Origin of the sequence: Streptomyces sp. SLBN-8D4 (genome assembly GCF_049739545.1) — a bacterium.
Classification (GTDB): Bacteria; Actinomycetota; Actinomycetes; order Streptomycetales; family Streptomycetaceae; genus Streptomyces; species Streptomyces canus_C.
The window spans coordinates 9,445,098-9,472,062 of record NZ_JBMGQC010000001.1; the positions used below are offsets into that span (position 1 = coordinate 9,445,098).

Genomic DNA, 26,965 nt, shown 5'->3' on the forward strand with positions numbered 1-26,965 from the left:
TCCGCGATTCGGCTGGCTGAATATATCGGGAGCCGATATATTCGTGTTCATGGCACCGAGGAACATGACACAGGCGGCGTTCTTCGTTCTGACCGCCCTCGCCGATCAGCCGCGGCACGGCTACGGCATCCTGCGCGAGGTCGAGGAACTCTCCGAGGGGGCCGTGCAGATGCGCGTCGGCACCCTGTACGGCGTACTGGACCGGCTCACCGCCGACGCGCTGATCGTGCTGGACCGCGAGGAGGTGCAGCAGGGCAGACTCCGGCGCTACTACCGCCTCACCGACGAGGGGACCGCGGCCCTGACCGCCGAGGCGGAGCGGCTGGCCGCCGGAGCGAGCGCCGCGAAGAAGCGGATCGCCGAGGGACGCCGTACCCCCGCAAGTGCTCCTGGAACGACCGACAAGCCCGCCACGCGGCCCGGACTCGCCGGAGGTCTGGCATGACCACGCTGCTCGAATCCCGCTACCGCGCCGTCCTGCGCCTGCTGCCCGCCTATTACCGGCGCGAGCGGGAGGAGGAGATGGTCGAGACCTACCTCTGGGACGTCGACCAGGAGACCCAGGAGCAGAGCCGGCCCACCCTCGGCGAGGTGGCGAGCATCCTCGCGCTGGCCGTGCGCAGCAGGCTCGGCGCGGGCGGCGCGCCCCGCCGCTACGCCGTACTCGGCTCGGCCGTCCGCCTCTTCGCCCTGTTCGCCGTCCTGCTCCAGGCGGCGTCCGCCGTGGTCGACCGGGTTCTGGGGCTGACCTGGGCGTCGACCCGTGGCGGAAGCCAGTGGGCCCTGTTCACGGACGGTTTCACCGGCCACGGAGTGTGGGCCGGTGCCGGCGCGGTCGCCCAGTGGGTCCTCCCGCTGCTGTGGACGGTCGCCTACTTCGCCCTGCTGCGCGATCACCGCCGCCTCGCCCAGGTGGCGGCGCTCGTCGCGGCCCTGCCGACGCTCTTTCCGCTGGTGGATCTCTGGGCCCGCGACTTCGCCCCCTCGGACTCCGCCTACGTCGTCGCGGCCGCCGTGCTGGCCTGGGCCTCCGCGCTGGCGCTCTGCGCGGCCCACCACCGAGACGCGCCCCCGGCGGCTCTGCCCGCGGGCGCGCCCGGCCTGGTCTTCGCCGCCTGCTGTGTGCTGATGGGCGGCTCCGTCGTGGCACTGCCCGGCGGGGTCGACACCGTCTGGGCCCTCGTGACGTGCTACCTCGTGACGGCCCTCGCCTGGCTGCTGTACCGCGCCCGCGGCGAGAACCGCGTCCCCGCCGCGGAGGCCGCCGCCCTCGCGGCGCTGGGTCTGCTCCTCCTGGCGGTCCGGATCACCGCGGTCTACCCGTGGCTCGACCTCCTGCCCGGGGCGCTGCGCGTGGGCGTCCTGACCCAGGCGGCGGCCCTGGTCGCACTGACCGCCGCGCTGGCCGTCGTGAGCGGACGTGACCTGCTCAGCCGTGGTACGTGATGTACCCGTTGCCGTCCCGGTCGTTGGCGCTCGCGGTGTACGCGTGGGTGTCGGCGTGCGCGCCCGACGGCTTGTACAGGTAGATCGTGTCCTTGTCGTTGTTCCAGATGAAGTTGCAGTTGTTGCGGTACACGACGTTGTGCGCGTCGGAGTCGGTGCCGCGGCCACCGCGCAGCTTCACGTAGTCGCCGGGCTGGAGCGTGTGGTTCTTCGTGAACGTGAACTTGTTGCCGGTGGCGTCCTTGACGACGTACCCCTTGAGGTTCACCGTCGCGGTCCGCGAGTAGTTCTTGATCGTCAGGTACTCCTCGTCGGTGTTGCCGGTGGAGCAGCTGTTGGAGTCCCGGCCCGGGGCGTCGTACTGGATGCCCTTGATCTTCAGCGCCGACGAGTACTCGGCGGCGTGGGCCGGGATCGTGGCGAGCACGGTCAGCGCGCCCGCGGCGGCCGCGACGGCGGCTATGTGTCCTCTGCGCATGGAAAAAGCCCCCCTGTGAAGGTCTGGTGAAGACGACCTGGAGCGTATACAAACGCGGAGCGCCAGGGGGGCTTTTCGGTTGAATCAGTAACCTACCCGGAATGTGGCGTCCTGCTTCTCGGTGGCGGTGGAGACCGGGTCGATGCGCAGGACGTAGTCGAAGTGCCGGATGTATCGGGTCGGGTTGTTGTACGAGCGGAAGGAGGCCCAGCTCGCGTCCGCGAGGCCCGCCGTGCGGTAGAAAGTCGCGTCACCGGCGAAGGTGGAGGTGCCGTCGTTGGTGTCGAGCCGGAGCTGGTAGTTGTAGTGCCGCAGATAGCGGTCGGGATAGTTGACCGACCGGAAGGACACGCCGGAGCTGTCGGCGAGACCCGGCACGAGGGTCCACAGGGAGTCCTTGTACGGCTCGACGGGGTACTCGTCGATGCGGCCCACGTAGTCTGAGTGGCGGACGTAACGGGCCGGGTAGTTGTAGGACTTGAGCCGGTTCCAGGCCGGCGCGCCCCACTTCGCGAGCAGGTTGGTGTACTCGGCCGTGGTGATCGTGGCGATGCCGCAGTGCTTGGAGTTGACCGGCTGGGTGTAGGTCTTCTGGTCCAGGGCGGTCCAGGTGCCGGAGGCGGGGCTGCTCGACTGCCAGGCGTAGAAGACGCCGTTGGGGGTGTAGGTGTCCCCCCACAGCCACCAGGTGCCGGAGGTGAGGGACTTGACCACGGTGGGGGCCTCGGTGCCGCCATGGGCCACGCCCGCGCTGTACTCGGTGAAGCTGCCCGGGTTCAGGGTGGTGGATCGGGCACTCACCAGCGTCTGGTTCTTCTTGAAGAAGAGGTAGTTGTAGCCGTTCACGCCCACGGCCATGTCGCCGTCGATGACGTCGTAGCCGGGGTCGAAGAAGACCTGCGGGGCGGAGGCGGTGACGAAGTCGCTGGTGTAGTTGACCATGATCACGTTGTGGCCGCTGGAGTTCACCGCGGAGTAGATGACCGCGTACTGACCCCGGCCGGCGTCCCAGAACGCCTCGGGTGCCCAGCTGTGGGTCGTCATGTCGTGCAGCTTCAGGCGCCGGTAGCCGGTGAAGGTGCGCAGGTCGGCGGAGTCCCAGACGTGGATGTACTGGCTGTTGTAGTTCCAGTCGGTGCCCTTGAGGTCGGTGGCGAGGACGACGAAGGTGCCGTCCTGCTTGCGCATGAGGAACGGGTCGCGCAGGCCGAGGGCGCCGGCGGTGGGGGTGACCAGGGGGTTGTTCTGGTTGAGCGGGGTCCAGTTGAGCCCGTCGGGGCTCACGGCCAGGTGGAGACCGTAGTCGGTGCCGTCGCCGAGCTTGGTCGACTCGGTGAAGTAGACCATCGCGTACGCCGAGTCGGCGGCCTGCGCGGTGCCCGCGCCGAGGGTCAGGGCGAGCGGCACGGCGGCCGTCATGCCCAGGAGGCCGCGGCGGGACAGGTGGGGGTTTGCGCTCATCGTGCTCTCCAGGGTGGCGTGCGGGGGCACCTCAATGACCGGTATTTCGAACATGGTTCGGCAAATCGATCAGAAGGTAAGGGCCTGGCCATGAGCCCGTCAATCGTCCTGTCACTCTTTTGTGATTCCTGTGCACCCGGGGTGCGGGGGAGCGCCCCGGGTCAGGTGGGTCAGCGCTGGGTGTAGATGAAGCCGATCTTGTCGACCGCGTCTCCCGAGCGTCCGTGGAATCCGGCGATCTGCCAGCCGGAGGGGGCGGTGCGGGTCACGCAGTCGGCGGTGGTGGTGCCGCCGGCCAGGGTGCGGCCGAGGCTGGTGGTGAACTTGGCGTAGAAGATCCGCGTGTGGCCGCTGTACTCGGCCTGGCAGAGCTGGCCCGCGGTCACGTACTCCCCGCTGCCCAGGGTCAGGGACGACGCGGTGCCGCCGGTCCCGCCGTGGGCGAGCGTGGTGCCGTTCGCCAGGGTGAGGCTCATCTGGTCGACGCGGGAACCGCTGCGCAGCCCGATGGTGGTGGCGCGGGCGCCGGCGGGGACGTTGGTGATGTCGTTGTAGTAGTCGCCGTGCGGGCCGCCGTACTGGTCGCTGAGCTGGTAGGCGGAGTTGCGCGACCATGTGAAGCCGACGGTGATCGGGTCGTGGTCGGAGAGCATCAGGTTGTCGCTGGTGAGGAACTTGGCGTGCTCGTTGTTGTACGAGGTGGCGTTGAGGGAAACCAGCTTGCTGCCGCGGTAGAGGACCTTGTCGACGACCTCGCAGGTGTTGGGGACGGTGGTGCCGGTCTGGTCGCAGACCAGGGCGTCGCTGCCCTTGGCGGGCGGGGTGCCGCCGCGGATCAGCTGGACCCAGGGGTCGGTCAGGCCGTTGGCGGCGGCGAACTCGGCGATGGTGTCGCCGGAGCGGGTGTAACGGGTGTTGGTGTCGCCCATGACCACGACGGCGTTGCCTGCGGAGTGGGACTTGATGAACGCGGTGAGCTGGTTGAGGTTGTCCGCGCGCGAGGCGAGGTCCCCGTCGTTGGTGCCCGCGTTGGTGTGAAGGTTGTAGAAGTCGACGTAGACGCCCTCGGCGAGGCGTTCGCGCATGAAGGTGAAGCCCTTGGGGGTGAGGCAGTCGCCCGAGTCCACCTGGCAGGAGTTCCAGCGCACCCGCTCGAAGTCGTCGGCGTCGTAGGGGATTTTCGACAGCGTGTTCAGGCCGCTGCCGATGCCGGCGCCGCCGCTGGTGGGGGTGCGGTAGGCGTGGTTCGTGTCGGCCGCGTAGAGGAAGGCGTGGTAGTTGAAGTCCTCCTCGACGTGGACGATGTCGTACGGCGCGATGCGCTGGCCGATCGTCGTGGTGCTCGACTCGCGGGGCGTCGGTGCGCTGGAGATGGCCTCGGGCAGGCCGGCCACGTTGTAGCCGAGGACGTTGAAGGTGCCCGAGTCGGCGGCCGTGGCGGACGGGGCGGCCGCGGTGAGTCCGCCGAGGACGGCGGTGGTCGCCGCCAGGGCGGCGAGGAGTCTGCGCATGGGGAGTGTCTCCTGGGGAGGCGCGGTTGGGGTGGGCGGGGCGGGACAGAAGTTACCGCTGGTTACCCCTCGTTGTCGCGGTCTTGCGTGGCACTGGTTCGTCAAGTGCCCTGCGTCTGACGGGTCGTTGGGGCCCCGCGCCCGCCACCGTTCATCTCTCCGTCACGCACGGTGGCTGAATCTCGGCCCTGTGGATGCCGGGGTTTCCGAGGGATACGAGTTGTGGAATTTCCGCGCGGCATATCTGTCTACGATATGAAGATCGTAGGGAGAGGGGACGCGCGTGAGTGAACCACCAGTCCTCGTCTGCCCGGAGTGCGGGGCGCCCAGGGCGGCGGACGGCACTCCCTCCTGCGCCTGCGCGCACCGTGCCTCCGAGGCCCACCGCGAGTCCCGTACGGCCGAGGCGGCCGCGGCGGAGGACTTCGACCCGGTGCGCATCCGGCCGTTCGTGGAGGTCGGCGAGGAACCGGCTGACTCGGCCGAAGAGCCGGAACTGCCCGCTCTTGCAAGGGACTTGGCCGCTGACACCTCGATCGGGGCGGACGCGGGACAGGAGCCCATCGGGCAGCCGGCCGTGGCGTCCCCGGCCGACATCGCCCCGGACCGTCGGCGGCGGACGGTGCTCCTCGCCGGGACGGGAGCGGCCGTCGCCGTCCTCGTCACGGGCGGATTCCTCGGCGGACTCTTCACCTACGACGGACCTTCACGGGACGGTTCCGCGGCCGGCGGCGTACGCGCGGGCGTGCCGGAGGCGCCGCCGTCGTCGAGCGGCCCGTCCGTCACCGCTTCTTCTCCTGCGGCGTCCTCGACGCAGTCGTCCGCACCGCCCTCCTCCTCACCGAGCGCGCGGCCCAGTGACAGCGCGTCACCTACGGGCACCACCACCCCGGTCGGGGCCCCGTCCAGCGCCGCCGCCACCGCCACGGTGGCCCCAGGCCCGACCGTGTCGAGCGGTCAGCCTCCCGTGCTCAGCCTCGGCGACCACGGCCCCGAGGTCGTCGAACTCCAGCTCCGGCTCCGGCAGGTCGGCGTCTACGACGGGGAGGCCGACGGCGACTTCGACCAGCAGGTCCAGAGCGCCGTGCGCACCTACCAGGTCACCCGCTTCGTCCTGCAGGACGACTCCGGCGTCTACGGCAGGGCGACGCGCGCGTCGCTGGAGTCCGAGACCTCGGAGCCGTGACGGCCGAGGACTAGGTCCGGGGCCCGTCGGACGGGTGTGCCCGGTCGTAGGGGCGGGGGTAGGCGGTCGGGGAGTAGGGGAGATAGCGGGCCGGTGAGGCCGGGTCGGCTGCGGTGGCACGGGAGTTGAGCGCGGCTGGGTCAGTGCCGAGCCAGTGGCCGCTCCTGATCCGGTCCTCCAGCGTGTGCAGGGCGGCGATCTGCTCGCCGGGGCTGAAGGTGCAGTGGCCCGCGTTGTCGACATAGCGCTGCCGCAGCAGCGGAGCCGAGCCTGCGGTGGTGGCGGCCCGGCGATACGCGCTCTCGGACTGCACCGGGATCAGGGCGTCGCCGGTGGTGTGGATGTTCAGCTGGGGCTTGGTGAGGCGCCCGGTGAAGGAGCTCGTGCGGCTCACCCAGTCGACGGCGTTCGTGTCGGCTCGGGAGCGCGGGGCCCTGTCGAGGGCGTGGAGATCGGACTTCAGGGAGAGGTGGGCCTTGGCGTACAGCTCCTTGACCTCCTTGAGGTAGGGGGAGTTGCGGAGCATGGCGTGGTAGTCGACCCCGGTGTTCCACGACATGGTGCCGCCCGCCCGGGACTCGGCCTCCTGGCGCCAGACGAACGCGGGGAACTTCACCAGCCCGACGACGGCCTGGTACTGGTTCGACTGCTGGGCGTCCCGGTCGGTGGGTGCGGGCCGGGGCTGGGAAGGGTCGTTCCAGCCGGGGATGTTGTGCAGGGCCGCGGCGAGCGCGATCCTGGCCCGTCCGTCGGCGGTCTGCTGGGCCTCGGTGAGGACGGCCGTCATGGCGTCGGAGGCCTGGGCCGCGGCGGCCGGGCTTGGCAGGCCGGTCAGCCGGATGCCGGATCCGGGCGCGAGGAGCGTCTTCAGCGCGAACACCGGGTCCAGCGTGCTGTTCCAGTTGGCGACACCGCCCTGGACCAGCCCGCACATCGACAGCGAACCGGCGAGGCGGGACGCGTGGCGTTCCGCGAGAGCGGTCGTGACGAGGCCGCCGTAGGACGTGCCCCAGGCGATGGTGCGGCCGGCGCGGCCGAAGCGGGCGGTGAAGGTGTCGAGGGTGGCGAGCTGGTCCGGCACGGCCTCGGTGACGGCCCAGCCGGTGGTGGCGTACGAGGACCCGATCAGCGCGTAACCCTCCTTCAGGAGAAGGGACTTCGTGGTGTCGTCGGGGGCGTTGCGGGCCGGGTTGGGGACGCCGGGCGGTGTGTAGCCGTGGCTGTAGAGGAGGACCGTGCCGTTCCAGCCGGCCGGTACGTCCATGAGGTAGGTCGCGCCGGACGGCAGCCGGCCCTCGACATGGACGTCCTCGGCGGCGTGGGCGGCCGGTGCGAGGGGGGCGGCGAGCAGCAGGGCCGCGACGGTGACGAGCGTACGGGTGCGGATGCGGTGCATCACGAGACGTGGGCTCCTTGGGGGCCGTCCGTTTTTCCTGCGGTCGGGGGGACTGACACCGGCGAAAGTAGGCGTGTACATTGCGGGCGTCAATGATGTGCACAACATCAGTGGACGGGTCGTGAGGCGTTCTGTCGCCTCGTCAGGAGGGCCCCATGCGAAGGCGCTTGCTCGGACTTGCCGTTGCGGTGGTGACCCTCGCGGGCGCCGCAGGATGTGGGTCGTCGGACTCCGGGGGCGGCACGTCCTCCGCGAGCGGAGGAAAGAAGACGCAGGTCACGGTCGGTGTCATCCCCATCGTCGACGTGGCGCCGCTCTATCTGGGGCAGAAGAAGGGCTTCTTCGCCCGTCGGGGGATCGAGCTGCAGATGGTGACCGCGCAGGGCGGTGCGGCCATCATCCCCGGAGTGGTGAGCGGTCAGTTCCAGTTCGGCTTCAGCAACACCACGTCCCTGATGCTCGCGCAGACCAAGGGCGTTCCCGTGAAGTCCGTGGTCAACGGGGCGGCTTCCAACGGGAAGGTGGGGGCCGATGTCACCGGTGTCCTGGTGAAGAAGGACAGCCCGGTGAAGTCGGCGAAGGACCTGGCCGGACGCTCGGTCGCGGTGAACACCCTCCAGAACATCGGGGACACCACGGTCCGCGAGTCGGTGCGCGAGGACGGCGGCGATCCGGCGAAGGTGAAGTTCGTCGAGATCCCCTTCGACCAGATGCCGGCCGCGCTGGACGGCGGTCGCGTGGACGCGGCGTGGATGGGCGAGCCGGCCCAGACGGTCGCCAAGGCGCAGGGCGCCCGGGTCGTCGCCTCGCCGTTCGCCGAGACCGATCCGAAGCTCACCGTCGCGACCTGGTTCACCTCGACGAAGATCGCGCAGCAGAACCCGGAGCTGGTGAAGAAGTTCACCGAGGCCATGACGGAGTCGCTGGAGTACGCCACGGGCCATCCGGACGAGGCCCGGCAGATCCTCACCGTCTACACCAAGATCAGCGGCGATGTGCTGACCAGGCTCATACTCCCGAGCTGGCCGCCCCAGGTCGACGTGGCCTCGCTCGAGAAGCTCGCCGCCCTCGGTGAGAAGGACGGCATCTTCGGCGGCAAGAAGCCGGACATCCAGGCCCTGTTCTCCTGAGGGGGCCAAACTCCTAAACAGGGTGCCGTGCGGCCCAGAGGTCTGTGTCCCATTCCAGGAGACGGGCGAGGTCCTCGTCGCAGGGGCGGGCGGTGGCCGAGGGGGTGTGGGAGCCGCGGGAGATGTTGCCGCTGACGGTGATGTTGTGTTCCACGCGGGGGCGGCGGAGCGTCTCGTAGAGGGCGAGCGCGTTGTCCGTGTCCGGTGCGTCCCGCAGGGCCTTGGCGAGGACCACCGCGTCCTCCAGGGCCATCGAGGCACCCTGGCCGGTTGCCGGGGAGGCCGCGTGGGCGGCATCACCGATGAGCAGGGTCCGTCCGGAGCGCCACGGGGTGCCGGTGGGGATCTCGGTGGCGTTGGTGACCAGGAGCTCGTCGCCGGTGGCCGCGACGAGGTCCGCCGCCGGTGTGGCGTCCTTGCGCAGCAGCGGCAGCAGCAGATCGCGCCGGCCGGTGGCCGTGCCCTGCGCCAGCTCCTCGGCGGGCAGCGGATCGCCGGTGACCCGGGCGAACCAGTACGCCTCCCCGTCGGGCGACACCGCGTAGCCGAACGCGGCCCCGCTGCCGCGGACCATGGTGATGCACGCGTCCGTGCCGGGAGGAGACGCGGTGCGCGTGTAGCCGTAGAAGACGTACTGGCCGGCGTAGCACGGCTGCGTCCCGGGGGAGACCGACCGTCGTACGGCGGAGTTGAGGCCGTCGGCGCCGATCAGCAGGTCGCCGGTCGCGGTGGTGCCGTCGGTGAAGTGCGCGGTGACCCCGTCGGGGCCGTCCTCGACGGAGGCGAGCCGCGCGCCGTGCCGGACGGGGACGCCGCGGCGCCGGGCCTCCGCCTGGAGCGCGGTGCTGAGGTCGCCGCGGCGCAGGCACCGGTACCGCAGCAGCGGGTCGGAGACCTCGCCCATGGGTGCGTGCGCCTGCTCGGTGCCCGTGTCGTCCAGGACCCGCAGTGAGGTCAGCGGGAAGCCGATCGCGGTGACCGCCGCGGAGGCGTCCAACTGGGCCAGGGCGCGCATGCCGTTGCTCGCCAGGGTCAGGAACGCGCCGATGTCCTCGGCCGAATCGGGATGGGCCTCGTGCACGACGGTCTCGAAGCCCGCCTTGTGCAGTGCCAGAGCGGTCGCCGTACCACCGATCCCGCCGCCGATGACCAGTACGCGTGCCACACCCACCCCGTTCGTCCCGCGTCGGCCCGCACGGTCGTACGGACACGAAGGCAACGACGGGACGGCGGCGAGGGTTCCGTGCCCAGCGCGACGCCGGTCGCACCGCCCCTGCGGGGCCTCGGCGCGACCGGCGTCAGGTGCGGATCAGGCGCCGCTCTCGCGCAGCATGTCCTCGCGCTCGACGAGCTTCACCCGCTCGCGGCCCTGCGGCTCGCCCAGCGCCTTCTCGGCGGCGTCCAGCCTGTACCAGCCCTCCCAGGTGGTGAAGCGGACGTTCCGCTCGGCGAGGAACGCGTCCACGGCCTCCGGCTCGGGCGAGCCCGGGGTCTGGAGGCGGTCGTTCGCGAAGTCGTCCAGGAGGTTCGCCACCGTCTCGTTGGCGTCGCCCTTGGTGTGGCCGATCAGGCCCACCGGGCCGCGCCGGATCCAGCCGGTGACGTACGTCGACTGCAGGTGCTCGCCGCTCTCCTGCATGACCCGGCCGCCCTGGTCGGGGACCGTGCCCGAGTCGATGTCCCAGGGGAGCTTGGGCAGCTTGTCGGAGAGGTAGCCGACCGCGCGGTAGACCGCGGTGATGTCCCAGTCCTTGAACTCGCCGGTGCCCTTGACGTTGCCGGTGCCGTCCAGGGCGGTGCGCTCGGTGCGCAGGCCGACGACCTTGCCGTCCTCGCCGAGGATCTCGGTGGGCGACTCGAAGAAGTGCAGGAACAGCTTGTGCGGGCGGTCGCCGACATCGCGGATCGCCCAGTTCTCCAGGGTCTTGGCGACCATGTCGGCCTGCTTGTTGCCGCGCCGGGTCTCGATCGAGCCCTCGTCGTAGTCGATGTCCTCGGGGTCGACGATGACCTCGATGTTGGGGGAGTGGTCCAGCTCGCGCAGCTCCATGGGGGAGAACTTCGCCTGCGCCGGGCCACGGCGGCCGAAGACGTGGACCTCCAGCGCCTTGTTGGCCCTGAGGCCCTCGTGGACGTTCGGCGGGATCTCCGTCGGCAGGAGTTCGTCGGCCGTCTTGGCCAGGATGCGGGCCACGTCCAGGGCGACGTTGCCGACGCCGAGGACGGCGACCTTCTCGGCTTCAAGCGGCCAGGTCCGCGGCACGTCCGGGTGGCCGTCGTACCAGGAGACGAAGTCGGCGGCGCCGTAGGAGCCGTCGAGCTCGATGCCCGGTATGCGCAGCTCGCGGTCGGCCGTCGCGCCCGTGGAGAAGATCACGGCGTCGTAGAACGCGCGCAGGTCGTCCAGGCTGATGTCGGTCGGGTAGTCGACGTTGCCGAACAGGCGGATCTGCGGCTTGTCGAGCACCTGGTGCAGGGCCGTGATGATGCCCTTGATCCGGGGGTGGTCCGGAGCCACGCCGTAACGGATCAGTCCGAACGGGGCCGGCATCCGCTCGAAGAGGTCGATGGACACACCGGGGTCGGCGGCCACACCGGACTTGAGCAGCGCGTCGGCGGCGTAGATCCCGGCGGGGCCGGCTCCGACGATGGCTACCCGCAGGGGGCGGGGCATGATCAGGTTCCCTTCGAGCGGTGACAGATCAACTCGGGGGAAGCCTAAGCTAAGGCAAGCCTAAGTCGGTACGCGGGTCCAATCTATGAGCTCATAAGACCACCTTATGAGTGGCCGAAAGTCCTCGATTCGCGTCACGGCAGCGGCTGTTCGGCCCAGATGACCTTGCCCTCCGGGGTGTACCGGGTGCCCCAGCGCTCGCTGAGCTGGGCGACGAGGAACAGTCCGCGGCCGCCCTCGTCGGTCATGGCCGCGTACCGCAGATGTGGTGAGGTGCTGCTGCTGTCGAACACCTCGCATATCAGGGTGCGGTCGAACAGCATGCGGACGTGGATGGGGTCGCCGCCGTACCGGATCGCGTTGGTGACCAGCTCGCTCAGGATCAGCTCCGTGGTGAACGCGAGGTCGTCCAGGCCCCAGTGGGCGAGTTGCCGGGACACCGCCGCCCGTAGGTTCGAGACGGCCGCCGGGTCCGCGGGGACCTGCCACTCGGCGATCCGGTCGGCCGCGAGCGCCCGGGTGCGGGCCACGATCAGGGCGATGTCGTCGGTGGCCCGGGACGGCGGCCGCGCGTCCAGTACGGCCCGGCAGGTGTCCTCGGGCGAGGGCCCCGCCTGCTCCAGGGCGGTGCGCAGCAGCTCCAGACCCACGTCGATGTCACGCTCCCGGTCCTCCACGAGGCCGTCGGTGTAGAGCACCAGGCGGCTGCCCTCGGAGAGTTCCAGGTCGGCCGTCTCGAACGGCAGGCCGCCGAGGCCGAGCGGGGGCCCTGCGGGCACGTCGGCGTACTCGACCCGGCCGTCGGGGTGGATGAGGGCGGGCGGGGGATGTCCGGCGCGGGCGACGGTGCACAGCCGGGACACCGGGTCGTAGACGGCGTACAGGCAGGTCGCGCCTGTGACGGGGGAGTTGCCGCTCTCCTCCGCCTCGTCCTGGTCGATCCGGGCGACCAGCTCGTCGAGCAGGCCGAGCAGTTCGTCGGGCGGCAGGTCGAGCGCGGAGAAGTTGTGCACCGCCGTGCGCAGCCTGCCCATCGTGGCCGCGGCGTGCAGCCCGTGGCCCACGACGTCGCCGACCACGAGCGCGACCCGGGCACCGGACAGCGGCAGGACGTCGAACCAGTCGCCGCCCACCCCGGCCTGCGCGGGCAGGTACTTGTAGGCGATGTCCAGGGCGTCCTGCTCGGGCAGCCGACGCGGCAGCAGACTGCGCTGGAGCGTCACCGCCATGGTGTGCTCGCGGGTGTAGCGGCGGGCGTTGTCGATGGAGACCGCGGCCCGGGTGACCAGCTCCTCGGCGAGCACGACCTCTTCGGTGTCGAAGGGCTGGGGCTTGTCCGAGCGCCAGAAGCTGACCGTGCCCAGGACGAGATGGCCGGCCCGCAGGGGGACCGCGATCAGAGAGTGGATGCCGTACTCGATGACGTGGGCGGAGCGCTCCCAGTCCTGCGCGCGCCACCCGGTGGCCTCGGCGAGGCGCGACTCGAGGACGGCCTGGCCGCTGCTGATGCCGCGGGCCTGGGGAGCGGAGTCGACCAGGGGGATGCGCTCGCCGACCTTGTACAGCGGGGCGTCCTCACGGATGCCGCTGAGCGCGACGCGGCGCAGGGTGGTCGCCGCCTCCGGCTCGCCTCCGCTGAGCACCGCGTCGAAGAGGTCGACGGTGGCGAAGTCCGCGAACCGCGGCACGGCGAGCTCGGCCAGCTCCTCGGCTGTGCGGGTCACGTCCAGGCTCGTTCCGATGCCCACCGTGGCGTCGTACAGCATGTCGAGGCGCTCGCGGGCCACCTCGGCGCGCCCGGACAGGGCCCGCAGCTCGGTCGAGTCGCGCAGGGTGGCGACGCTGCCCGGCGGGCCGCCCTGGATGTCGGTGGGCCGCTGGTTGACCGCCAGGAGGCGGTCCTTGACCCGGTGCACCTCGTCGGTGGCGACCCGTCCGGAAGCCAGCAGCCCGGCGGTGTCGGCGGGGAGTCCGAGGTCGAGGACGTGCCGGCCCTCGGCGTCGGCGGGCAGGTCGAGCAGCCGGTGGGCCTCGTCGTTGGCGAGCAGCAGCCGGCCCTCGCCGTCGACGATCAGGACACCCTCGCGTACGGCGTGCAGCACCGCGTCGTGGTGCTCGTACATGCGGGTCATCTCGTGCGGGCCCAGACCGTGCGTCTGGCGCAGCAGCCGTCGGCTGACCAGCGCCGTGCCCGCCGTGGCCAGGGCGAGTCCCACCGCGGCGGCCATCAGGAGCAACGGCACCTGCTGGTCGGCGGTACCGCCCACCTTGGCGGTGGTGATGCCGGCCGACACCAGGCCCACGACCTTGCCGTCGTCGGCCTTGACCGGGACGACGGCCTGCACGAGCGGTCCGATGGTGCCCGTGATGTCCTCGGTCACCACCCGTCCGGCCAGCGCGGGGGCGATGTTCCCGACGAACTTCTTGCCGATGCGGTCCGGCTTGGGGTGCGTGTACCGGATGCCGTTGGTGTCCATGACGACGATGAAGTCCACGTCGGTCGCCTTGCGGGCCGCCTCGGCGCGTGGCTGGAGCACCGCGGAGGGGTCGGGACCGCTGAGGGCCTCAGCGGTGCCGGGGGCGTTGGCGAAGGCCTGGGCGACCGCCACCGAACGGTTGCGGGCTTCGATGGTGCTGTCGTGCCGCACCTGGAGCACCAGGGCCACCACCGCGGCCACGACCAGGAGCAGGACGATCACGACCTGGAGGACGAACACCTGGCCGGCCACGCTGCGACCGCCGACCACCGCCCGCAGGGCTCCCGGACGCCGTGGCGTCCGGGCTCCGTCGCGCTCCGCCCGCGTGGGCGAACTGCCCTTCAGCGGGACCTCGTGCCGGTCGTGAGCATGGTCGGGTGTCTGCGGTGGGCGGGGGCCGCCGGGGCGACGGGCCGATCCGCCCCCGAAGCGGCCCAGGAGTCGGACCATGTGCCCATGTCTACACTGCCGCGCCCCAGGAGGCGAGGGGCGTCACGCGGTGTGACAGAACATGAACAAACCCGCCCGACCCTGGTCATGGGGACCCGGACGGTGCCGCACGCCGGGTGGCGAGCAGCAGCGCGATGTCGTCGGGGCGGTCCAGGGCGTGCCGGGCGGTCGCGGTGAGCCGGTCCGCCACACCGGCGAGGAACCTGCTGCCCGGCCGGGCAGCCGGAGCGCCGGCCTTCGCGAGGGCCACCCGCAGTGCGGTGATCCCCTCGTCGATGTCGCTCCCGGGCCGCTCCACCAGCCCGTCCGTGTAGAGCGCCAGGATCGCGCCGGGCTCCATCTGCAGCTCGGTGACCGGATATCGGGCCCGCGGGGCCACCCCGAGGACCACCCCGCCGGGCAGGTCCAGGACTCGGGTGCGGCCGTCCGCGCTGCGCAGCAGGGGCGGCGGGTGCCCGGCGCGGGCCGCCCTGGCCACCCCGGTGGCGGGGTCGAGCCGGATGTAGCAGCAACTGGCGAACAGACCGGGGTCGAGGTCGATGAGCAGATGGTTGGTGCTGCTCATCACCTCGTCCGGCGGCCGGTCGCCGAGCGCGAACGCCCTGACCGCGCTGCGCAGCTGCCCCATGGTGGCCGCCGCCTGCACGCCGTGGCCCTGGACGTCCCCGATGACCAGGGCCAGCCCGTCGCCGGACTCGACGACGTCGTACCAGTCCCCGCCGACCTCCATCCCCGCGGTGCCCGGCAGATAGCGCCCGGCCGTCTCCAACTGCGGGTGCGCCGACAGACGGCGCGGCAGGAGTGCCTGCTGGAGGCCGCGGGCGAGCACCGTCTCCGACTCGTAGCGCTGCGCCTTCTCCATGGCGTGGGCGATGAGTCCGGCCAGCGCGGTGAGCACCGTGCGCTCCTCGGTGCTGAAGCTGCGCGGCCGGTCGAAGCCGAGGATGCAGGAGCCGACCGGCCGGCCCGAGGCGATCAGTGGCAGGAAGGCCCTGGCGCCCTCGGTGGCGTCCAGGGCGATGCCCGGGTAGGCGGCCGTCAGCTCTTCCATCGAGTCGAAGAACAGCGGACGGCCGGTGGTGAGGGTCTCCACGCCGGGCAGGTGCGTGCCCATGTCCACGCCGTCGAAGGGCGCGAGGAAGCCCTGGGGGAAGCCGGCCTCCCACTCCAGGTACAGATGTCGTTCCTGGAGCAGGTAGATCGCGAGCCGGCGGCCGCCGAACGCGGGCAGCAGCTCCCGCATCACGACGGCGGACACCTGCCGTGCGGTGGCGGCCTCGGTCAGGGCGATGGCCAGCGCGATCGGCCGGTACAGCGGTGCCAGCGGGCTCGCGCCCTCGGCCGTCTCCTGCGCCGCGGGACTGCCCGCCACCCGGCTCGCGGGCCGGACCGTGCAGGTCAGCCGGTCGGGACCGGGATGCACGGACAGGGCGAGCCAGTCGCCTTCGTACGGCTGCGGGGCGGGCTCGGTGTCCTGTGCGGGTGGGGGTGGCTGGGCGTCGTCGGCGGGCGGCGGTGGCTCGGCGTGCCGGGCTGGGGGTGATGGCTGAGTGGCCTGGCCCGTGGGTGGTGGCCCTGGGTGGTGGGCGTGCGGTGGTGTCGCGGCGTCCGGCGCGGGCCGCGGTGGCTGGGTGTCGGCGGCGGGCGGTGACTCGGCGTGGCGAGCGGACTGTGGTGACTCGGCGTGGCGAGCGGACTGCTGTGGCCCGGAATCTCTGGCGGAGCGCGGTGGGACGTGCTCCTGGTTGGCCCGTGGTGGCGCGTCCTCCCGATCGGCCCCTGGTGGAGCGTCGTCCTGGTCGGATCGCGGTGGCGCGTCGTCCCGGTCGGCCTGCGGCGGTGGGTCGTCCTGCTCGGCCCGTGGTGGCGCGTCCTCCCGATCGGCCCGTGGCGGTGGGTCGTCCTGGTCGGATCGCGGTGGAGCGTCGTCCCGATTGGCCCGCGGCGGTGCGTCGTTTTGGTCGGCCCGTGGCGGCGCGTCCTCCCGTTCGGAGCGCGGTGACCCGGTGCCCTGAGCCGACCGCAGTGCCCCGTTGTCCTGGGCAGCGGGCCGCGGCTCGGGCTCCCGCGTGGGTGGTCGTACGAGATGGAAGTGGACCGGGTCGGGAGTGAGCAGGGCCGCCCGCAGGTGGTCCTCGAAGTCGGGGCGGGCCAGCCAGGGCACGGCCTCCCACAGGTCGCGGCCGACGAGCTCGGCGCGGGGGCGGCCCAGGAGCTCGGCGGCGCGCGGATTCGCGTAGACGACCAGGCCAAGACGGTCCACGCAGAACACGCCGTCGGGCAGCAGGTCGGCCGCCGAGTCCGCCGTGGGGGCGGGGCCCGGGGCCACGACGACGCCCCGGACCGCGGGTGCGGCGGGCGGTTCGTAGGCGTTCCACAGGTCCAGCAGGCGCAGCGCGCCGTCCTTGTCCCGCAGGTAGAGGGGCAGCGCGGGAGGGCGGCCGGCGGCGGTGTCCCGCAGGGTGGCCAGGATGCGGTGCGTGTCGCTGGGGGCCACGGCCTCGGCGAACGCTTCGACGGTGCCGGCGAACTCGCTGGGCGGCAGACCCAGGAGGGTGTGCAGGTCCTCGTCCAGGGTGATCCCGGCCGACGCGGGGTCCCAGGCGAAGCGCCCGGCGCGTCCCACGGACGCGGAGGCGGTCGGCGGCCGCAGACAGACCGGCTCCCCCTCCCAGGCGACCTGGTCCGGCTTCCCGTCCTCCAGGTCCCGCAGCGCCTCGCCCAGCTCCTGCGCGAGGCGCACCATACGGTCCCGGCCGGCCAGCACCTCGGCGGCGTCGGTGACGGCCGGGCGCAGCACGGCCAGCACACCGAACGTCGTGGAACCACCGATGACGGGCACGTAGAGCGACCCGAACTGGAACGGCAGCCCGGCGGCGAACTGCGGGTAGCGCCGCATGGTCTCGGTGGCGTTCGGCAGGACCACCTGGACCCCGAGCCGGTAGGCGTCCGCGACGGGGAAAGGACGGTCGACGTGCAGCCGCCACCACGGGCGGAACAGCGGTCCGGGCAGTCCCGACAGAACGGCGAGCCGCAGCAGTCCGGGCGTGCGGGAGCGCAGATAGACCCCTCCGGCGTGGCCGCCGGCCGCACTGACCGCCTCCGTCGAGGCGTCGATCAGCAGTGCCGTCAGCCGCCCGGCCGTCGGGTCTGGGTCCTCGACGCTCCCAGTCATCGGCCCTACCTAGTCCGTGCACCGTCCCGCGGGCGACACAGCAAGAATGCGCCACAAGGACACCGGCCCGCACCCGGGCGGCTCATATGTACACCTCGCTCACTCCGCTGGACAACCGTCGGTCGGACTCTTAGTCTCAATGTCCAGATCTAGACAATGAGTCTATGCGGCTCGCGGACGGAGTGCCGGTGCTCGAAGAGGTCGTCGACGGTGCGGACGAGCACCTCATCGGTGAGGCCGAGAAGATCGCTGTCGCGCTCGGCCGTATGTTTCCGGGCCTGTGCGAGGTGGTCCTGCACGACCTGCGGGATCCGCGGCACGCGATCCGGGCGATCGAGAACAACCTCTCCGGCCGCCGGGTCGGGGACTCCGCGACCGAGCTGGGACTGGCCCGCATCGCCGATCCGGAGTACCCGAGCGTCCTCCAGAACTATCCCAATCGGTTCCCCGACGGCCGCCCGGCCAAGAGCACGTCCATCGGGATCAAGAACGAGGCCGGTGAGTACGTCGCGGCCCTGTGTCTCAATCTCGACGTGTCGGTGCTGTCACCCGTGACGCTCGCCCTGTCCAACCTCGTGGCCACGGACACCGAGCACCGCGAACAGCCCCTGGAGACCCTGCGGGACCGCACCACCCGCGAACTGCGCCGGACGGTGGAGGAGTTGGCCGCGGAACGCGCCGCCACACCCCGGTCGCTGAGCAGACAGGACAAGAAGGCGCTCGTACGGCGGCTGCACCGGGACGGGTTTTTCGACTCGCGGGACGCCGCACAGACGATCGCGGATCTGCTCGGCGTGTCCCGGGCGACCGTCTACAACTACAGCAAATGAAGGGCTGCTCATGACCACCGCCGGACCGCACCCCGGCCCGCCACCGGCCGCCCGCCCCCTGCTGCACATCCCCGAGGAGCGGACCGCCGCGCTCGTCGACGAGGACCTGGCCCTGGACGCGGCCCGCGCCGCCTTCGCCGCGACGGTGAACGGCCCGGTCTTTCCCTCGCTCGCCGTGCACGGATCCGACCCGCGCAACAGGTTCACCCTCAAGCCGTCCGCGTCCGCCAGGCACGCCGGCGTGAAGATCGGCACGTACTGGCCGGGAAACGCCGAGCACGGGCTGCCCCGCCACCACTCCACCCTGCTGCTGCTCGACCAGACCACCGGCAGGCTCGCGGCCGTTCTGGAGGTCGGGATCGCGAACGCCTACCGGACCGCTGCCGCCGACGCCCTCGCCGTCGACCTGCTGGCCCGTCCGGACGCCACCACCCTCGCCGTCTTCGGTACCGGGCACCAGGCGGCCTACGAGGTGCGGGCCGTCAGCCGGGTCCGGGCCGTCGGCGCGGTCCTGGTCGTGGGACGTACGGCCGAACGCGCTGAGCGGACCGCGGCGGCACTGGCCGCACAAGGCCATGAGGCCCGCGCCGTGAGCGCCGTGGAGGCCTGCGCACGGGCCGACGTGATCGTCACCGCCACCACCGCACGGGCCGACACCCCGCCGTTGTTCGAAGCCTCGTGGATCCGCCCCGGCACGCATCTCTCCTGCATGGGCGCCGACGCACCCGGCAAGCGGGAACTCCCGCCCGAACTGTTCCCCCGCGCCCGCGTGTTCTGCGACCTGCCCGAACAGGCCCGCCGTATGGGCGAGAGCCAGCACGCCCCCGCGGACACGGTCCTCACCCCGCTCGGAGACGTCCTCACCGGTCGGACGGAAGGCCGTACCGCCGACGGTGACATCACGGTTTTCGACAGCTCCGGGATCGGAGGGCAGGACCTGTATCTGGGTCTGGCCCTACTGGAGAAGATGGACATCTCCCTGTGAGCCGCGTGAGTCCTGGTCCTGTGAGCCCTGTTCAGACCGCTGCGGGCGCCGCCGTGCGGACCCTGGCCGATCCCGACACCCCGTTCGCCGTCGTCGACGTCCACAAGGTCAGGCGCAACGTCGAGCGGCTGGCGGCCAGGGCCGAGCGGCTCGGTGTCACCCTGCGGCCGCATGTGAAGACGGCCAAGAGCCTCGATGTCGCCGCCCTCCTGCACGCAGGCGACCGGCCCTGCCCGGTCACGGTGTCCACCCTGGCCGAGGCGGAGGCGTTCGCCGACGGCGGTTACACCGACATCACCTACGCCGTGGGCATCGACCCCCACAAACTCCCGCGCGTCGTCGCCCTGTTGCGTCGCGGCGTCACCCTGCGCGTCCTGCTGGACAGCGCGGAGCAGGCGGAGTTCGTGGCCGAGGCCTCCCGCCGGGCCGGACTTCGCGTCCCCACCCAGATCGAGATCGACTGCGACGGTCACCGCGGCGGTCTCACGCCCGACGCTCCCGGCCTCCCGGAGATCGGCCGCATCCTGCACGAAGCGGGCTGCCTGGACGGGGTGTTGACCCACGCCGGCGAGTCCTACTTCGCCCGCACCGCCGACGAGCAGCGCCTGGCCGCGGAGAACGAACGCGACAGTGCCGTCGCCGCGGCCGAGCGACTGCGCGCGGCGGGCCTGACCGTGTCCACCGTCAGCGTCGGTTCGACCCCCACCGCCCACGCCGCCGAGGACCTCACCGGCGTCACCGAACTGCGCGCGGGCAACTACGTGTTCTTCGACCTGGTGATGGCCGGCCTCGGAGTCTGCCGCGTAGAGGACCTCGCCCTGTCGGTCGTCGTCACCGTCATCGGACACCGCCCCGAGTACGGCTGGCTCCTCACCGACGGTGGCTGGATGGCCATGTCCCGCGACCGCGGCACCGCGGCCCAGGCGCAGGACCAGGGATACGGCCTGGTCACCGACCTCGCCGGCAATCCGATCCCGGGCCTGGTCATGACGGCCGCCAGCCAGGAACACGGCACCCTCACCGCCCGCGACGGCACCCGCCTGCCCGAGCTGCCCCTCGGCACCCGCCTGCGCATCCTGCCCAACCACGCCTGCGCCACGGCGGCCCAGCACCACGGTTACCACGTCGTCGACAGCACGCGGACGTCGGCCGGCGCGCCGGCCGTCCAGGCCTTCTGGAGCCGCGTCAGCGGGTGGTGATCCGGTTGCCACGTCCAGGTGTCGAGGCGCGTTCTGCCACCCCCTCGGCCCCACGTCACGTCGTCCCTATGCGCCCTCGTCCCCGTCATCTCCGTCAAGTGGGCGGTTGTGTAGGGTGTTTGGAAGAGTCGGCGGGGCAAGGCGGTCTGCCCTGCAGGAACGACACGCCGAGGCCGTGACCGATGTCGCTCCGACGGGCAGGCGTAAAGTGCCGCGTGGGAGGGGAATCACCCTTGTGCAGATCGTGACTTGTGGTATTACAGAGGCCGTTTAAGGGGTAACTACCACCACGCACGGGTGTTCAATCGTGGCGATGATCATGATGTGATCAGAGGGTGTCTCGGACTACGTTGCCGCTGTGATCACCTCTCAACTCCCCGTAACGACACCCCCGCTGACCGAGACGGCCGCGATCCGGCACCTCCTCTTCGGCGCGCAGCCAGAGATCCACGAGCCCTGGCGACGCCTGTTCAGCTCCGACGTGTTCGCCTACCACGAGGGGCTGACCCACCAGGAGCGCACGGAACTGTCCTATCAACGCCTACGCACGGTGAACGCGGCGGTGCCCGATCCCCAGGCCCTGGCGCGCGACCCGATCGCCCTGAGCGCCCTGCACGAATGGGCCGGGGTGGCGGACGCCGGCATGACGACGCTCGCCAGCATCCACTACAACCTGTTCCTCGGCAGTCTGCTCGAACACGACCACGAGGGCCGGGACTTGGGCCCCTATCTGCGGATGGAACGCATCGGCACCTTCCTGTGCACCGAGCAGGCGCACGGCAACGACGCCCCCCAGTTGGAGACCACCGCGACCCTGGACCGGGCCACGGGGGGTTTCGTGCTCACCACCCCGACGCGGGGAGCCCGCAAGTGGATGCCCAACACCTCCGTGGCCGGCGGCCCGAAGGACGCCCTGGTCGCGGCCCGTCTGGTGATCGACGGCAAGGACCAGGGCGTCTTCCTCTTCCTGACCGCGCTGACCGACGGGAACGGCCGTCATCTGCCGGGCGTGGAGGTCGAGTTGCTGCCCGAGACGGCCAGCAGCCCGGTCGACCACTGCGCCACCTCCTTCCACGGGGTGCGGTTGCCACGGACGGCCATGCTCCAGGGCGAACACGGTCGGCTTACGGACGAGGGCGAGCTCGTCTCCTGCCTGGGCAGTCCGCGCAAACGGTTCCTGCGCTCCATCGGCCGCGTGACCATGGGCAAACTGTGCATGAGCGCCTACAGCCTCGGGGTGACACGGCACGCCCTGACCGTCGCCGTCCGTCATGCCCATCAGCGGGTCACCTCGGGGATGACCAGCGGGCAGCGGGTGCCGCTTTTCGCGCATCGCACCCACCACGCCCCGCTGGTGGAGGCGCTCGCCACGACCTACGCCGCCACCTTGCTGCAGCGTGAGGTCGTACGGCGATGGGCGCAGGCGGCGGAGGGTGAGCGCGAGGAGGCCGAGCGGCTGGTGGCAGTGGCCAAGGGCTGGATCACCTGGCAGGCCAGAGCCGTGATGACCGAGTGCCGGGAACGCTGCGGAGCACAGGGCCTGTTGCTCTCCAACGGGATCGCGGGCCAGCTCGCGGCCAACGAGGGCACGATCACCGCGGAGGGCGACAACACCGTCATCTGGGTCAAGGCGGCAGGGGAGATGCTGCTGGGCGGCTTCAGCCCGACGCCCCCCAGCGACGTGCCCCCGGCCACCCGGAGCCTGCACGATCCGGCTCACCTGCACGACCTGATGGGCGACCTGGAGCGAATACGTCACGAGCGGGCCCGTGGCCGTCTGCGCACGAAACGGGCCGGCTCGCCCCTCGACCGCTGGAACGGCGCCTCCGGCGCGGCGCTGTCCCTGGTCGACGCCCACGTCCACCGGCTGGCCGCACAGCAACTCCTTGCCGCGGCGGCGCAGGCGACCGACCCGCAGGTGGCTCTCCTGCTGGAGCACCTCCACCGGCTGTTCGCCCTGCGTTATGTGGCCGCGCACAGCGGTGAACTGCTCGCGCACGAGCGGCTGACCGCCGAGCAGGTCCGGTACCTGCCGGAGGTCCTGGAGGCCACCGTCGCCGCGCTGGTGCCGCACGCCCTGACCCTCACCGGTGCCTTCGCCGTGCTGGACGAGATCACTGAGCGCCATCCGGCGCTGCGATCCGAGGTGGTGCCGGCGTGACCGTCGCCACCACGTGCTGAGGTCGGGCCGCGGAACACTCCGCGGCCCGACATCTGTTTAAGGCTTGGCTTATATAAGCGGTGGATGGCATAGTGGGTGACGTGCACGCGTTCGACGTACTCGGAGATCCGGTCCGACGCCGGATATTGGAACTGCTCGCCTCCGGCGAGCAGGCGTCGGGCGAGGTCAGTGCCGTGATCCGGGACGAGTTCGGGATCTCCCAGCCGGCCGTCTCGCAGCATCTGAAAGTGCTGCGGGAGAGCGGCTTCGCCTCGGTGCGCGCCGACGGCAACCGGCGGCTGTACGCCGTCGAGGCCGCCCCGCTCCGGGAGGTGGATGCCTGGCTGGAGCGCTTCCGGGGTTTCTGGGACCAGCGGCTCGACGCACTCGGAACGGAGCTCGCGCGAGGAAAACGCGAGCGCAGGCTGCAAGGAGAGGTGAGCGAGCATGAGTGAGATCGCCGACGCGATCAACCGTATGCACCGGCGGGTCGGTACCCGGCAGGTCGAGGCCGGCGAGGCCCGCACGGTCCTGCTGCGCCGTACGTACGACGCCGAGGTCGCCGACGTGTGGGACGCCGTGACCTCTCCGGAGCGGATCGCGCGCTGGTTCATGCCGGTCAGCGGCGAGCTCAAGGTCGGCGGCCGCTACCAGCTGGAGGGCAACGCGGGCGGCGAGATCCTCGAGTGCGTGGAACCCGAGCGGCTGCGGGTGAGCTGGCTGTACGGCCCCGACCCGGGCTTCAGCGAGGTCGAGGTGCGCCTGACCGCCGAGGACGGGGAGCGCACGGTCCTCGAACTGGAGCACGTGGCCGTCGTACCGGACGGCTTCTGGGACCAGTTCGGGCCCGGCGCCGTCGGAGTCGGCTGGGACCTGGGGCTCTACGGGCTCGCCCTGCACCTCGCGGGCGGCGGCCTCGACAAGGAGGAGGCCGCGACCTGGCACACCACGCCCGACGGCAGCGCGTTCATCACCGGTTCGGGCGAGGGGTGGGGCGAGGCGTACGCCGCCTCCGGCGCGGACCGGGAGACGGCGGCGAGGACGACGGCCGCGACGATCGCGTTCTACACGGGAACGGAAGCCTGACGCCCCGGCTCCGGCTCAGCCGACGCGCAGGGTCCGCCGCGCGAGCTCGTGCGCCGGGAGCATCTCCTCGTGTTCCTCGGTGTCGAGGCCGCCGAGGTGCACCACCACCGGCCCGTTGGCGGTGGTGACGGCGAAGGCGCTCTCCTTCTTCGTCTCGTCCAGGAGCTCACTGGCGTAGAGGTACTCGACCTTCGTCCCCGAGAGGCCACCGGACGTGAAAGCGCTGTACTTCTCCTTGCTCACTCCGTCCTCGGCCGCGACGAAGGCCTCCAGCGCGGTCCGGGCGTCGGCGTCGCCGGACCTTCCGGTCCACACGCGCAGGAAGCCGATGCTGCCTGCCGGCTTGGCGTCGATCTCGCAGGCCAGGGCGACGGGCCCCTGGCTCAGCGGCGCCTTCACCGCCTCGGCCTTCCAGCTCTCGGCGAGGTCGAAGGTGACGGGCAGCTCGCACGCCGAGCCGGCGGCGCCGATGGTGCCGCCGCTGCTCACGGCCGAGCGGTCCCGGCCGGAAGTCTCCGCTGTCGCCGACGGGCGCCCGGACGCTGTGGAGTCGTCCCTCTCGCCGGCCTCCGAACAGCCCGTCAGCACACCCGCCGGCAACGCCGCATGGGCCATCCGAAGCCATGTGTTCCCCGCCCTGACCAGCATGGCCGAGACTCCCTCCATTCAGTGGTGGTACTCGAAGGAGTCAGGTTAGGTGGCACGAACAACGAATCGTGCAGCGATGGGGGAAGCGTTGTTGACCTTCGACGAGTACTGCGACGCGATCGTCGCCCAGACCGATCTGCTCACCCGGCACGTCAAGGGCGCCGACCCGGCCGCTCAGGTGCCCACCTGCCCCGGATGGGACCTCGGCCGGCTGCTGCGGCACGTGGGCGGCGATCACCGCTGGGCCGAGGAGATCGTACGGACCCGGGCCACCGAGCCGCTCGACGACGACCCGGTCAACGACCCCGCCGCCTACGCCGGCCTCGACGACTCCGCGCTCGGCGACTGGCTCGCCGAGGGCGCCACGAGGCTGGCCGGCACCCTGCGCGCGGCCGGGCCCGACGTGCCGGTGTGGACCCCCGCCGACGAGCAACTGGTCCAGCAGTCCGCGATGTTCTGGGCGCGGCGCATGACGTACGAGACCCTGCTGCACCGGGCCGACGCGGCACTCGTGACCGGGGCGGAGTTCGTGGTCGAGGAGTCTCTCGCGGTGGACGCCTTGGAGGAGTGGCTGGAGTTCTCCACCGTTCCCGAGGCCTACGAGCCGCTGCCGGGCGTGCCCGAGCTGCTCGGGAACCGGCGGATCCTGGGCTTCGACGCGGGAGTCGCGGGGGAGTGGCTGCTCGACCTCGGCGGAGATCGACCGGTGTGGCGGCGCGGGACCGGCGTGGCCGCCGCGAGCGTGTGCGGGCCGGTCACTGACCTGCTCCTGTTCCTCTACGCCCGCCCGGCGCCCGGTGTCGAGACGCGGGGCGACGCGGAGCTGCTGGAGCTGTGGTTGAGGCGCACCCGGTTCTGGCTGGAGGCCTAGACGCGCGAAGGGGCAGGTGTGGCCGAAGCCACGTGCCGGGGGAGGCCGGAGCCATGTCCTCCCGGCGGGACCGCGGGCTACGGTTCGCGCAGTCCCCTCTCCCCAGCACCTCGGGCGGCCCGGCAGTGCAAGCAGATCTCTCCCCGGTCATCGCGGCGACCGCTCACTGGCTGACCCGCGCCTATCCACCCGTGGGCGGCGCCCTGGCCGCCGCGCTGTGCGAGGTGCAGGCGCGGCAGGCCGTGACGGTCGCCGCATGGCTGCGCTATCCGACGGCGATGGACGCCGCGCTCGTCGGGATGGCGGGTCCGGGCGGCTCCGACCGACTCGACTGGGCCACCGGCGCGGACGCCACCGACCGGGACGCCGAGGACCGTGCCTGGCGTACCTGGGTGGACGAGGTCGTGGCCAGTTGGGCGGCCTGTCTGCTCACCGACCCCGCACTGGCCGAACGGGCGGTGGCCGACCTCGCGCAGGGCGAGCACACGACGGGCTCACCGGCCGCGTTCCGCCGTCTGCTCGCCCCGGACGCTACGGACCGGAATGCCGCCGCCCTGCTCCGCCACCCCGACCTGGTCGCAACAGTGGCCGCGCTGCACCGGGGCGAGCTGCTGGACCGGCTGGGGTCGGACGAGGCGCTGGCCGCCTGAGAACGGGCGCCCGCGTCCCCGAACCTCAGTCCTCCTTGCCGCGGCCCGAGAGCGCGTCCCGGAGCCGGTCGACCAGGCCGGTTCCCGGAGCGAGCAGCTTGTTCGCCGGAGGAGTGTCCGGGGCCGACGGGTGCGGGCGGGTGGGCGCCGTCTTCTTGGCGCGGCGCACCTTCTCGCCCAGGTCGTTCAGCTCCTTCTCCGAGCAGGCGACACGCAACTGCGGGAAGAGGGTCTCCTCCTCCTCGGCGATGTGCGAGCGGACCTCGCCCATCAGCTCGCCGATGAGCCGGTCGAACTCGGGGTCGTCCGCCTCGCAGCGCTCCAGGTCCTTCATGAGCTGTTCGGCCTTGGAGTGGTCCTCGATCTCCCGGTCGGCCATGGTGTTCCCGTTGACCAGGTGCTTCCGCACCGCCGGGTAGAGGTACTCCTCCTCCGCGACCGAGTGCCGGATCAGCTCCATGGTGGCCTGGTCGGCGTACACCTTCCGCTTCTTCTCACCGGGCGCCAGCGCCTCGATCTTCCCGAACAGTTCCTCGACCTCGTGGTGATCGGTCACCAGCTCGTCGATGACGTTTCCTCCGTGTCCCATGTTCTTTCACCTCCGTCCCCCGGGTGCCCTGTGCCGCACCCTCTACGCCTGGTCACAGGCTTGTCAGGACCTGTGGGGACAACTCCAGCAGCTCCCGGGTGCGGGCGGCCACCGGCTCCATCGCGGAGTCCCGGTCCGTCTCCACGAGATGCCCGTCGCACCGTACGAACGGCCTGGTCAGCCGGTCCGACGAGGTGTCGCCTGCCAGCCGAACAGGTGCTTCGGCCCGAGCCTGCCCCGGCTGACGCGGTCCCTCGCCCGTCCCCGTATGCCCGCCATCCGGCCGTCGACGACGGCGATGTCCATGGCGTCACCGCCTGAGTGCAGCAGCGACGCCGCCCCCACCCACCTCCGCACCGCGCCGGCCTCCACGCCCTCCGCGAGATACGTGTCCACCCTGGGCGGCCGGTCCTCGTGGCGACGGTACGGCGTCCGGGCGCCCCAGGGATCCGCGATCCGGTCCGCCTTCATGAGCGGCCTCCCTGACAACACCTGCCAACGGTGTCCGGGTGTAAGGGAGGCCGCCGGAAGGAACCCGCACCAGGACACAGCCGAACGACGC

General features: G+C 71.5%; 22 protein-coding genes and 1 pseudogene. 12 read left to right on the plus strand and 11 right to left on the minus strand.

The features are described 5' to 3' along the window. Positions 1 to 64 precede the first annotated feature (64 nt). Together RKD20_RS42885 and RKD20_RS42890 are read left to right on the plus strand one after the other, a co-directional pair. Positions 65 to 445 (plus strand): PadR family transcriptional regulator, encoded by a 381-nt coding sequence (locus tag RKD20_RS42885; RefSeq protein WP_351987050.1) that lies wholly within the window; start codon positions 65 to 67, stop codon positions 443 to 445. Then, a complete protein-coding gene (locus RKD20_RS42890; RefSeq protein ID WP_424882454.1) occupies positions 442 to 1,446 on the plus strand; it encodes a hypothetical protein in 1,005 nt (334 codons plus the stop codon). Before RKD20_RS42885 ends, RKD20_RS42890 begins: the two co-directional genes overlap by 4 nt. On the opposite strand, the gene RKD20_RS42895 is transcribed toward RKD20_RS42890, so the two are convergent. The 3 genes from RKD20_RS42895 to RKD20_RS42905 form a co-directional block, all read right to left on the minus strand. Beyond that, positions 1,430 to 1,924 carry a lamin tail domain-containing protein gene (locus RKD20_RS42895; protein ID WP_424882455.1) on the minus strand — a complete coding sequence of 165 codons (495 nt, stop codon included), beginning with the start codon at positions 1,922 to 1,924 and terminating at the stop codon, positions 1,430 to 1,432. The two genes, RKD20_RS42890 and RKD20_RS42895, sit on opposite strands and share 17 nt — an antisense overlap. An 84-nt stretch (positions 1,925 to 2,008) precedes the next feature. Beyond that, positions 2,009 to 3,385, minus strand: a complete 1,377-nt coding sequence (locus tag RKD20_RS42900) for a glycoside hydrolase family 43 protein (RefSeq protein WP_424882456.1) — start codon at positions 3,383 to 3,385, stop codon at positions 2,009 to 2,011. A gap of 170 nt (positions 3,386 to 3,555) precedes the next feature. Further along, the gene (locus RKD20_RS42905; RefSeq protein WP_424882457.1) at positions 3,556 to 4,896 is read right to left on the minus strand and encodes a jacalin-like lectin; all 1,341 of its coding nucleotides are present in this window, start codon (positions 4,894 to 4,896) and stop codon (positions 3,556 to 3,558) included. A 283-nt stretch (positions 4,897 to 5,179) separates the two neighbouring features. On the opposite strand from RKD20_RS42905, the gene RKD20_RS42910 reads away from it, so the two are divergent. After that, on the plus strand, positions 5,180 to 6,082 hold the full coding sequence (locus tag RKD20_RS42910) for a peptidoglycan-binding domain-containing protein (RefSeq protein WP_424882458.1): 903 nt from the start codon (positions 5,180 to 5,182) through the stop codon (positions 6,080 to 6,082). A 10-nt stretch (positions 6,083 to 6,092) separates the two neighbouring features. On the opposite strand, the gene RKD20_RS42915 is transcribed toward RKD20_RS42910, so the two are convergent. Further along, a complete protein-coding gene (locus RKD20_RS42915; RefSeq protein WP_424883453.1) occupies positions 6,093 to 7,478 on the minus strand; it encodes a hypothetical protein in 1,386 nt (461 codons plus the stop codon). A 155-nt stretch (positions 7,479 to 7,633) separates the two neighbouring features. Here RKD20_RS42915 and RKD20_RS42920 point away from each other — a divergent pair, with 155 nt between their 5' ends. Beyond that, positions 7,634 to 8,608, plus strand: a complete 975-nt coding sequence (locus RKD20_RS42920; RefSeq protein WP_424882459.1) for an ABC transporter substrate-binding protein — start codon at positions 7,634 to 7,636, stop codon at positions 8,606 to 8,608. 13 nt (positions 8,609 to 8,621) lie between these two features. On the opposite strand, the gene RKD20_RS42925 is transcribed toward RKD20_RS42920, so the two are convergent. The 4 genes from RKD20_RS42925 to RKD20_RS42940 form a co-directional block, all read right to left on the minus strand. Continuing rightward, complete coding sequence (locus RKD20_RS42925) at positions 8,622 to 9,773, minus strand: FAD-dependent oxidoreductase (protein WP_424882460.1); 1,152 nt, start codon at positions 9,771 to 9,773, stop codon at positions 8,622 to 8,624. Between the two features lie 144 nt (positions 9,774 to 9,917). After that, positions 9,918 to 11,282 (minus strand): FAD-dependent oxidoreductase, encoded by a 1,365-nt coding sequence (locus tag RKD20_RS42930; protein WP_424882461.1) that lies wholly within the window; start codon positions 11,280 to 11,282, stop codon positions 9,918 to 9,920. Between the two features lie 134 nt (positions 11,283 to 11,416). Further along, positions 11,417 to 14,209, minus strand: a complete 2,793-nt coding sequence (locus tag RKD20_RS42935) for a SpoIIE family protein phosphatase (RefSeq protein ID WP_424882462.1) — start codon at positions 14,207 to 14,209, stop codon at positions 11,417 to 11,419. An 85-nt stretch (positions 14,210 to 14,294) separates the two neighbouring features. Next, positions 14,295 to 17,384 carry a SpoIIE family protein phosphatase gene (locus RKD20_RS42940; RefSeq protein WP_424882463.1) on the minus strand — a complete coding sequence of 1,030 codons (3,090 nt, stop codon included), beginning with the start codon at positions 17,382 to 17,384 and terminating at the stop codon, positions 14,295 to 14,297. A gap of 164 nt (positions 17,385 to 17,548) precedes the next feature. On the opposite strand from RKD20_RS42940, the gene RKD20_RS42945 reads away from it, so the two are divergent. From RKD20_RS42945 to RKD20_RS42970, 6 genes are all read left to right on the plus strand, one after another. Next, complete coding sequence (locus RKD20_RS42945; protein WP_424882464.1) at positions 17,549 to 18,214, plus strand: helix-turn-helix transcriptional regulator; 666 nt, start codon at positions 17,549 to 17,551, stop codon at positions 18,212 to 18,214. Positions 18,215 to 18,224: 10 nt separating this feature from the next. Further along, a complete protein-coding gene (locus RKD20_RS42950) occupies positions 18,225 to 19,199 on the plus strand; it encodes an ornithine cyclodeaminase family protein (protein WP_424882465.1) in 975 nt (324 codons plus the stop codon). 53 nt (positions 19,200 to 19,252) lie between these two features. Further along, positions 19,253 to 20,398: a DSD1 family PLP-dependent enzyme gene (locus tag RKD20_RS42955; protein WP_424883454.1), complete on the plus strand. Its 1,146-nt coding sequence runs from the start codon at positions 19,253 to 19,255 to the stop codon at positions 20,396 to 20,398. A 358-nt stretch (positions 20,399 to 20,756) separates the two neighbouring features. Next, positions 20,757 to 22,559, plus strand: a complete 1,803-nt coding sequence (locus RKD20_RS42960; protein ID WP_424882466.1) for an acyl-CoA dehydrogenase — start codon at positions 20,757 to 20,759, stop codon at positions 22,557 to 22,559. Between the two features lie 92 nt (positions 22,560 to 22,651). After that, positions 22,652 to 23,014 (plus strand): ArsR/SmtB family transcription factor, encoded by a 363-nt coding sequence (locus tag RKD20_RS42965; protein WP_007386745.1) that lies wholly within the window; start codon positions 22,652 to 22,654, stop codon positions 23,012 to 23,014. Further along, complete coding sequence (locus tag RKD20_RS42970; RefSeq protein ID WP_424882467.1) at positions 23,007 to 23,645, plus strand: SRPBCC family protein; 639 nt, start codon at positions 23,007 to 23,009, stop codon at positions 23,643 to 23,645. The genes RKD20_RS42965 and RKD20_RS42970 overlap by 8 nt, the downstream gene beginning before the upstream one ends. A 15-nt stretch (positions 23,646 to 23,660) precedes the next feature. Here the strand turns inward: RKD20_RS42970 and RKD20_RS42975 are convergent, their stop codons facing one another. Next, entirely contained in the window at positions 23,661 to 24,293 is a 633-nt protein-coding gene (locus RKD20_RS42975) for a lipoprotein (RefSeq protein WP_424883455.1), read from the minus strand. 76 nt (positions 24,294 to 24,369) lie between these two features. Between RKD20_RS42975 and RKD20_RS42980 the strand changes: the two genes are divergently transcribed. Together RKD20_RS42980 and RKD20_RS42985 are read left to right on the plus strand one after the other, a co-directional pair. After that, positions 24,370 to 25,164 carry a maleylpyruvate isomerase family mycothiol-dependent enzyme gene (locus RKD20_RS42980; RefSeq protein WP_424882468.1) on the plus strand — a complete coding sequence of 265 codons (795 nt, stop codon included), beginning with the start codon at positions 24,370 to 24,372 and terminating at the stop codon, positions 25,162 to 25,164. Between the two features lie 125 nt (positions 25,165 to 25,289). Further along, positions 25,290 to 25,814, plus strand: a complete 525-nt coding sequence (locus RKD20_RS42985; protein WP_424882469.1) for a hypothetical protein — start codon at positions 25,290 to 25,292, stop codon at positions 25,812 to 25,814. Positions 25,815 to 25,839: 25 nt separating this feature from the next. Here RKD20_RS42985 and RKD20_RS42990 read toward each other — a convergent pair whose 3' ends face one another. Together RKD20_RS42990 and RKD20_RS42995 are read right to left on the minus strand one after the other, a co-directional pair. Then, positions 25,840 to 26,403 carry a hemerythrin domain-containing protein gene (locus RKD20_RS42990; protein ID WP_424882470.1) on the minus strand — a complete coding sequence of 188 codons (564 nt, stop codon included), beginning with the start codon at positions 26,401 to 26,403 and terminating at the stop codon, positions 25,840 to 25,842. 82 nt (positions 26,404 to 26,485) lie between these two features. Continuing rightward, positions 26,486 to 26,874, minus strand: a pseudogene (locus RKD20_RS42995) (nitrate reductase); the annotation flags it as partial. Positions 26,875 to 26,965: the final 91 nt, after the last annotated feature.

Excerpts from the sequence above, each read along its gene's own strand:
- RKD20_RS42885 (WP_351987050.1), top strand. The coding sequence starts at position 65 with ATGACACAGGCGGCGTTCTTCGTTCTGACCGCCCTCGCCGATCAGCCG.
- RKD20_RS42890 (WP_424882454.1), top strand. The coding sequence starts at position 442 with ATGACCACGCTGCTCGAATCCCGCTACCGCGCCGTCCTGCGCCTGCTG.
- RKD20_RS42895 (WP_424882455.1), bottom strand. The coding sequence starts at position 1,924 with ATGCGCAGAGGACACATAGCCGCCGTCGCGGCCGCCGCGGGCGCGCTG.
- RKD20_RS42900 (WP_424882456.1), bottom strand. The coding sequence starts at position 3,385 with ATGAGCGCAAACCCCCACCTGTCCCGCCGCGGCCTCCTGGGCATGACG.
- RKD20_RS42905 (WP_424882457.1), bottom strand. The coding sequence starts at position 4,896 with ATGCGCAGACTCCTCGCCGCCCTGGCGGCGACCACCGCCGTCCTCGGC.
- RKD20_RS42915 (WP_424883453.1), bottom strand. The coding sequence starts at position 7,478 with ATGCACCGCATCCGCACCCGTACGCTCGTCACCGTCGCGGCCCTGCTG.
- RKD20_RS42920 (WP_424882459.1), top strand. The coding sequence starts at position 7,634 with ATGCGAAGGCGCTTGCTCGGACTTGCCGTTGCGGTGGTGACCCTCGCG.
- RKD20_RS42930 (WP_424882461.1), bottom strand. The coding sequence starts at position 11,282 with ATGCCCCGCCCCCTGCGGGTAGCCATCGTCGGAGCCGGCCCCGCCGGG.
- RKD20_RS42935 (WP_424882462.1), bottom strand. The coding sequence starts at position 14,209 with ATGGTCCGACTCCTGGGCCGCTTCGGGGGCGGATCGGCCCGTCGCCCC.
- RKD20_RS42940 (WP_424882463.1), bottom strand. The coding sequence starts at position 17,384 with ATGACTGGGAGCGTCGAGGACCCAGACCCGACGGCCGGGCGGCTGACG.
- RKD20_RS42945 (WP_424882464.1), top strand. The coding sequence starts at position 17,549 with ATGCGGCTCGCGGACGGAGTGCCGGTGCTCGAAGAGGTCGTCGACGGT.
- RKD20_RS42950 (WP_424882465.1), top strand. The coding sequence starts at position 18,225 with ATGACCACCGCCGGACCGCACCCCGGCCCGCCACCGGCCGCCCGCCCC.
- RKD20_RS42970 (WP_424882467.1), top strand. The coding sequence starts at position 23,007 with ATGAGTGAGATCGCCGACGCGATCAACCGTATGCACCGGCGGGTCGGT.
- RKD20_RS42975 (WP_424883455.1), bottom strand. The coding sequence starts at position 24,293 with ATGCTGGTCAGGGCGGGGAACACATGGCTTCGGATGGCCCATGCGGCG.
- RKD20_RS42980 (WP_424882468.1), top strand. The coding sequence starts at position 24,370 with ATGGGGGAAGCGTTGTTGACCTTCGACGAGTACTGCGACGCGATCGTC.
- RKD20_RS42990 (WP_424882470.1), bottom strand. The coding sequence starts at position 26,403 with ATGGGACACGGAGGAAACGTCATCGACGAGCTGGTGACCGATCACCAC.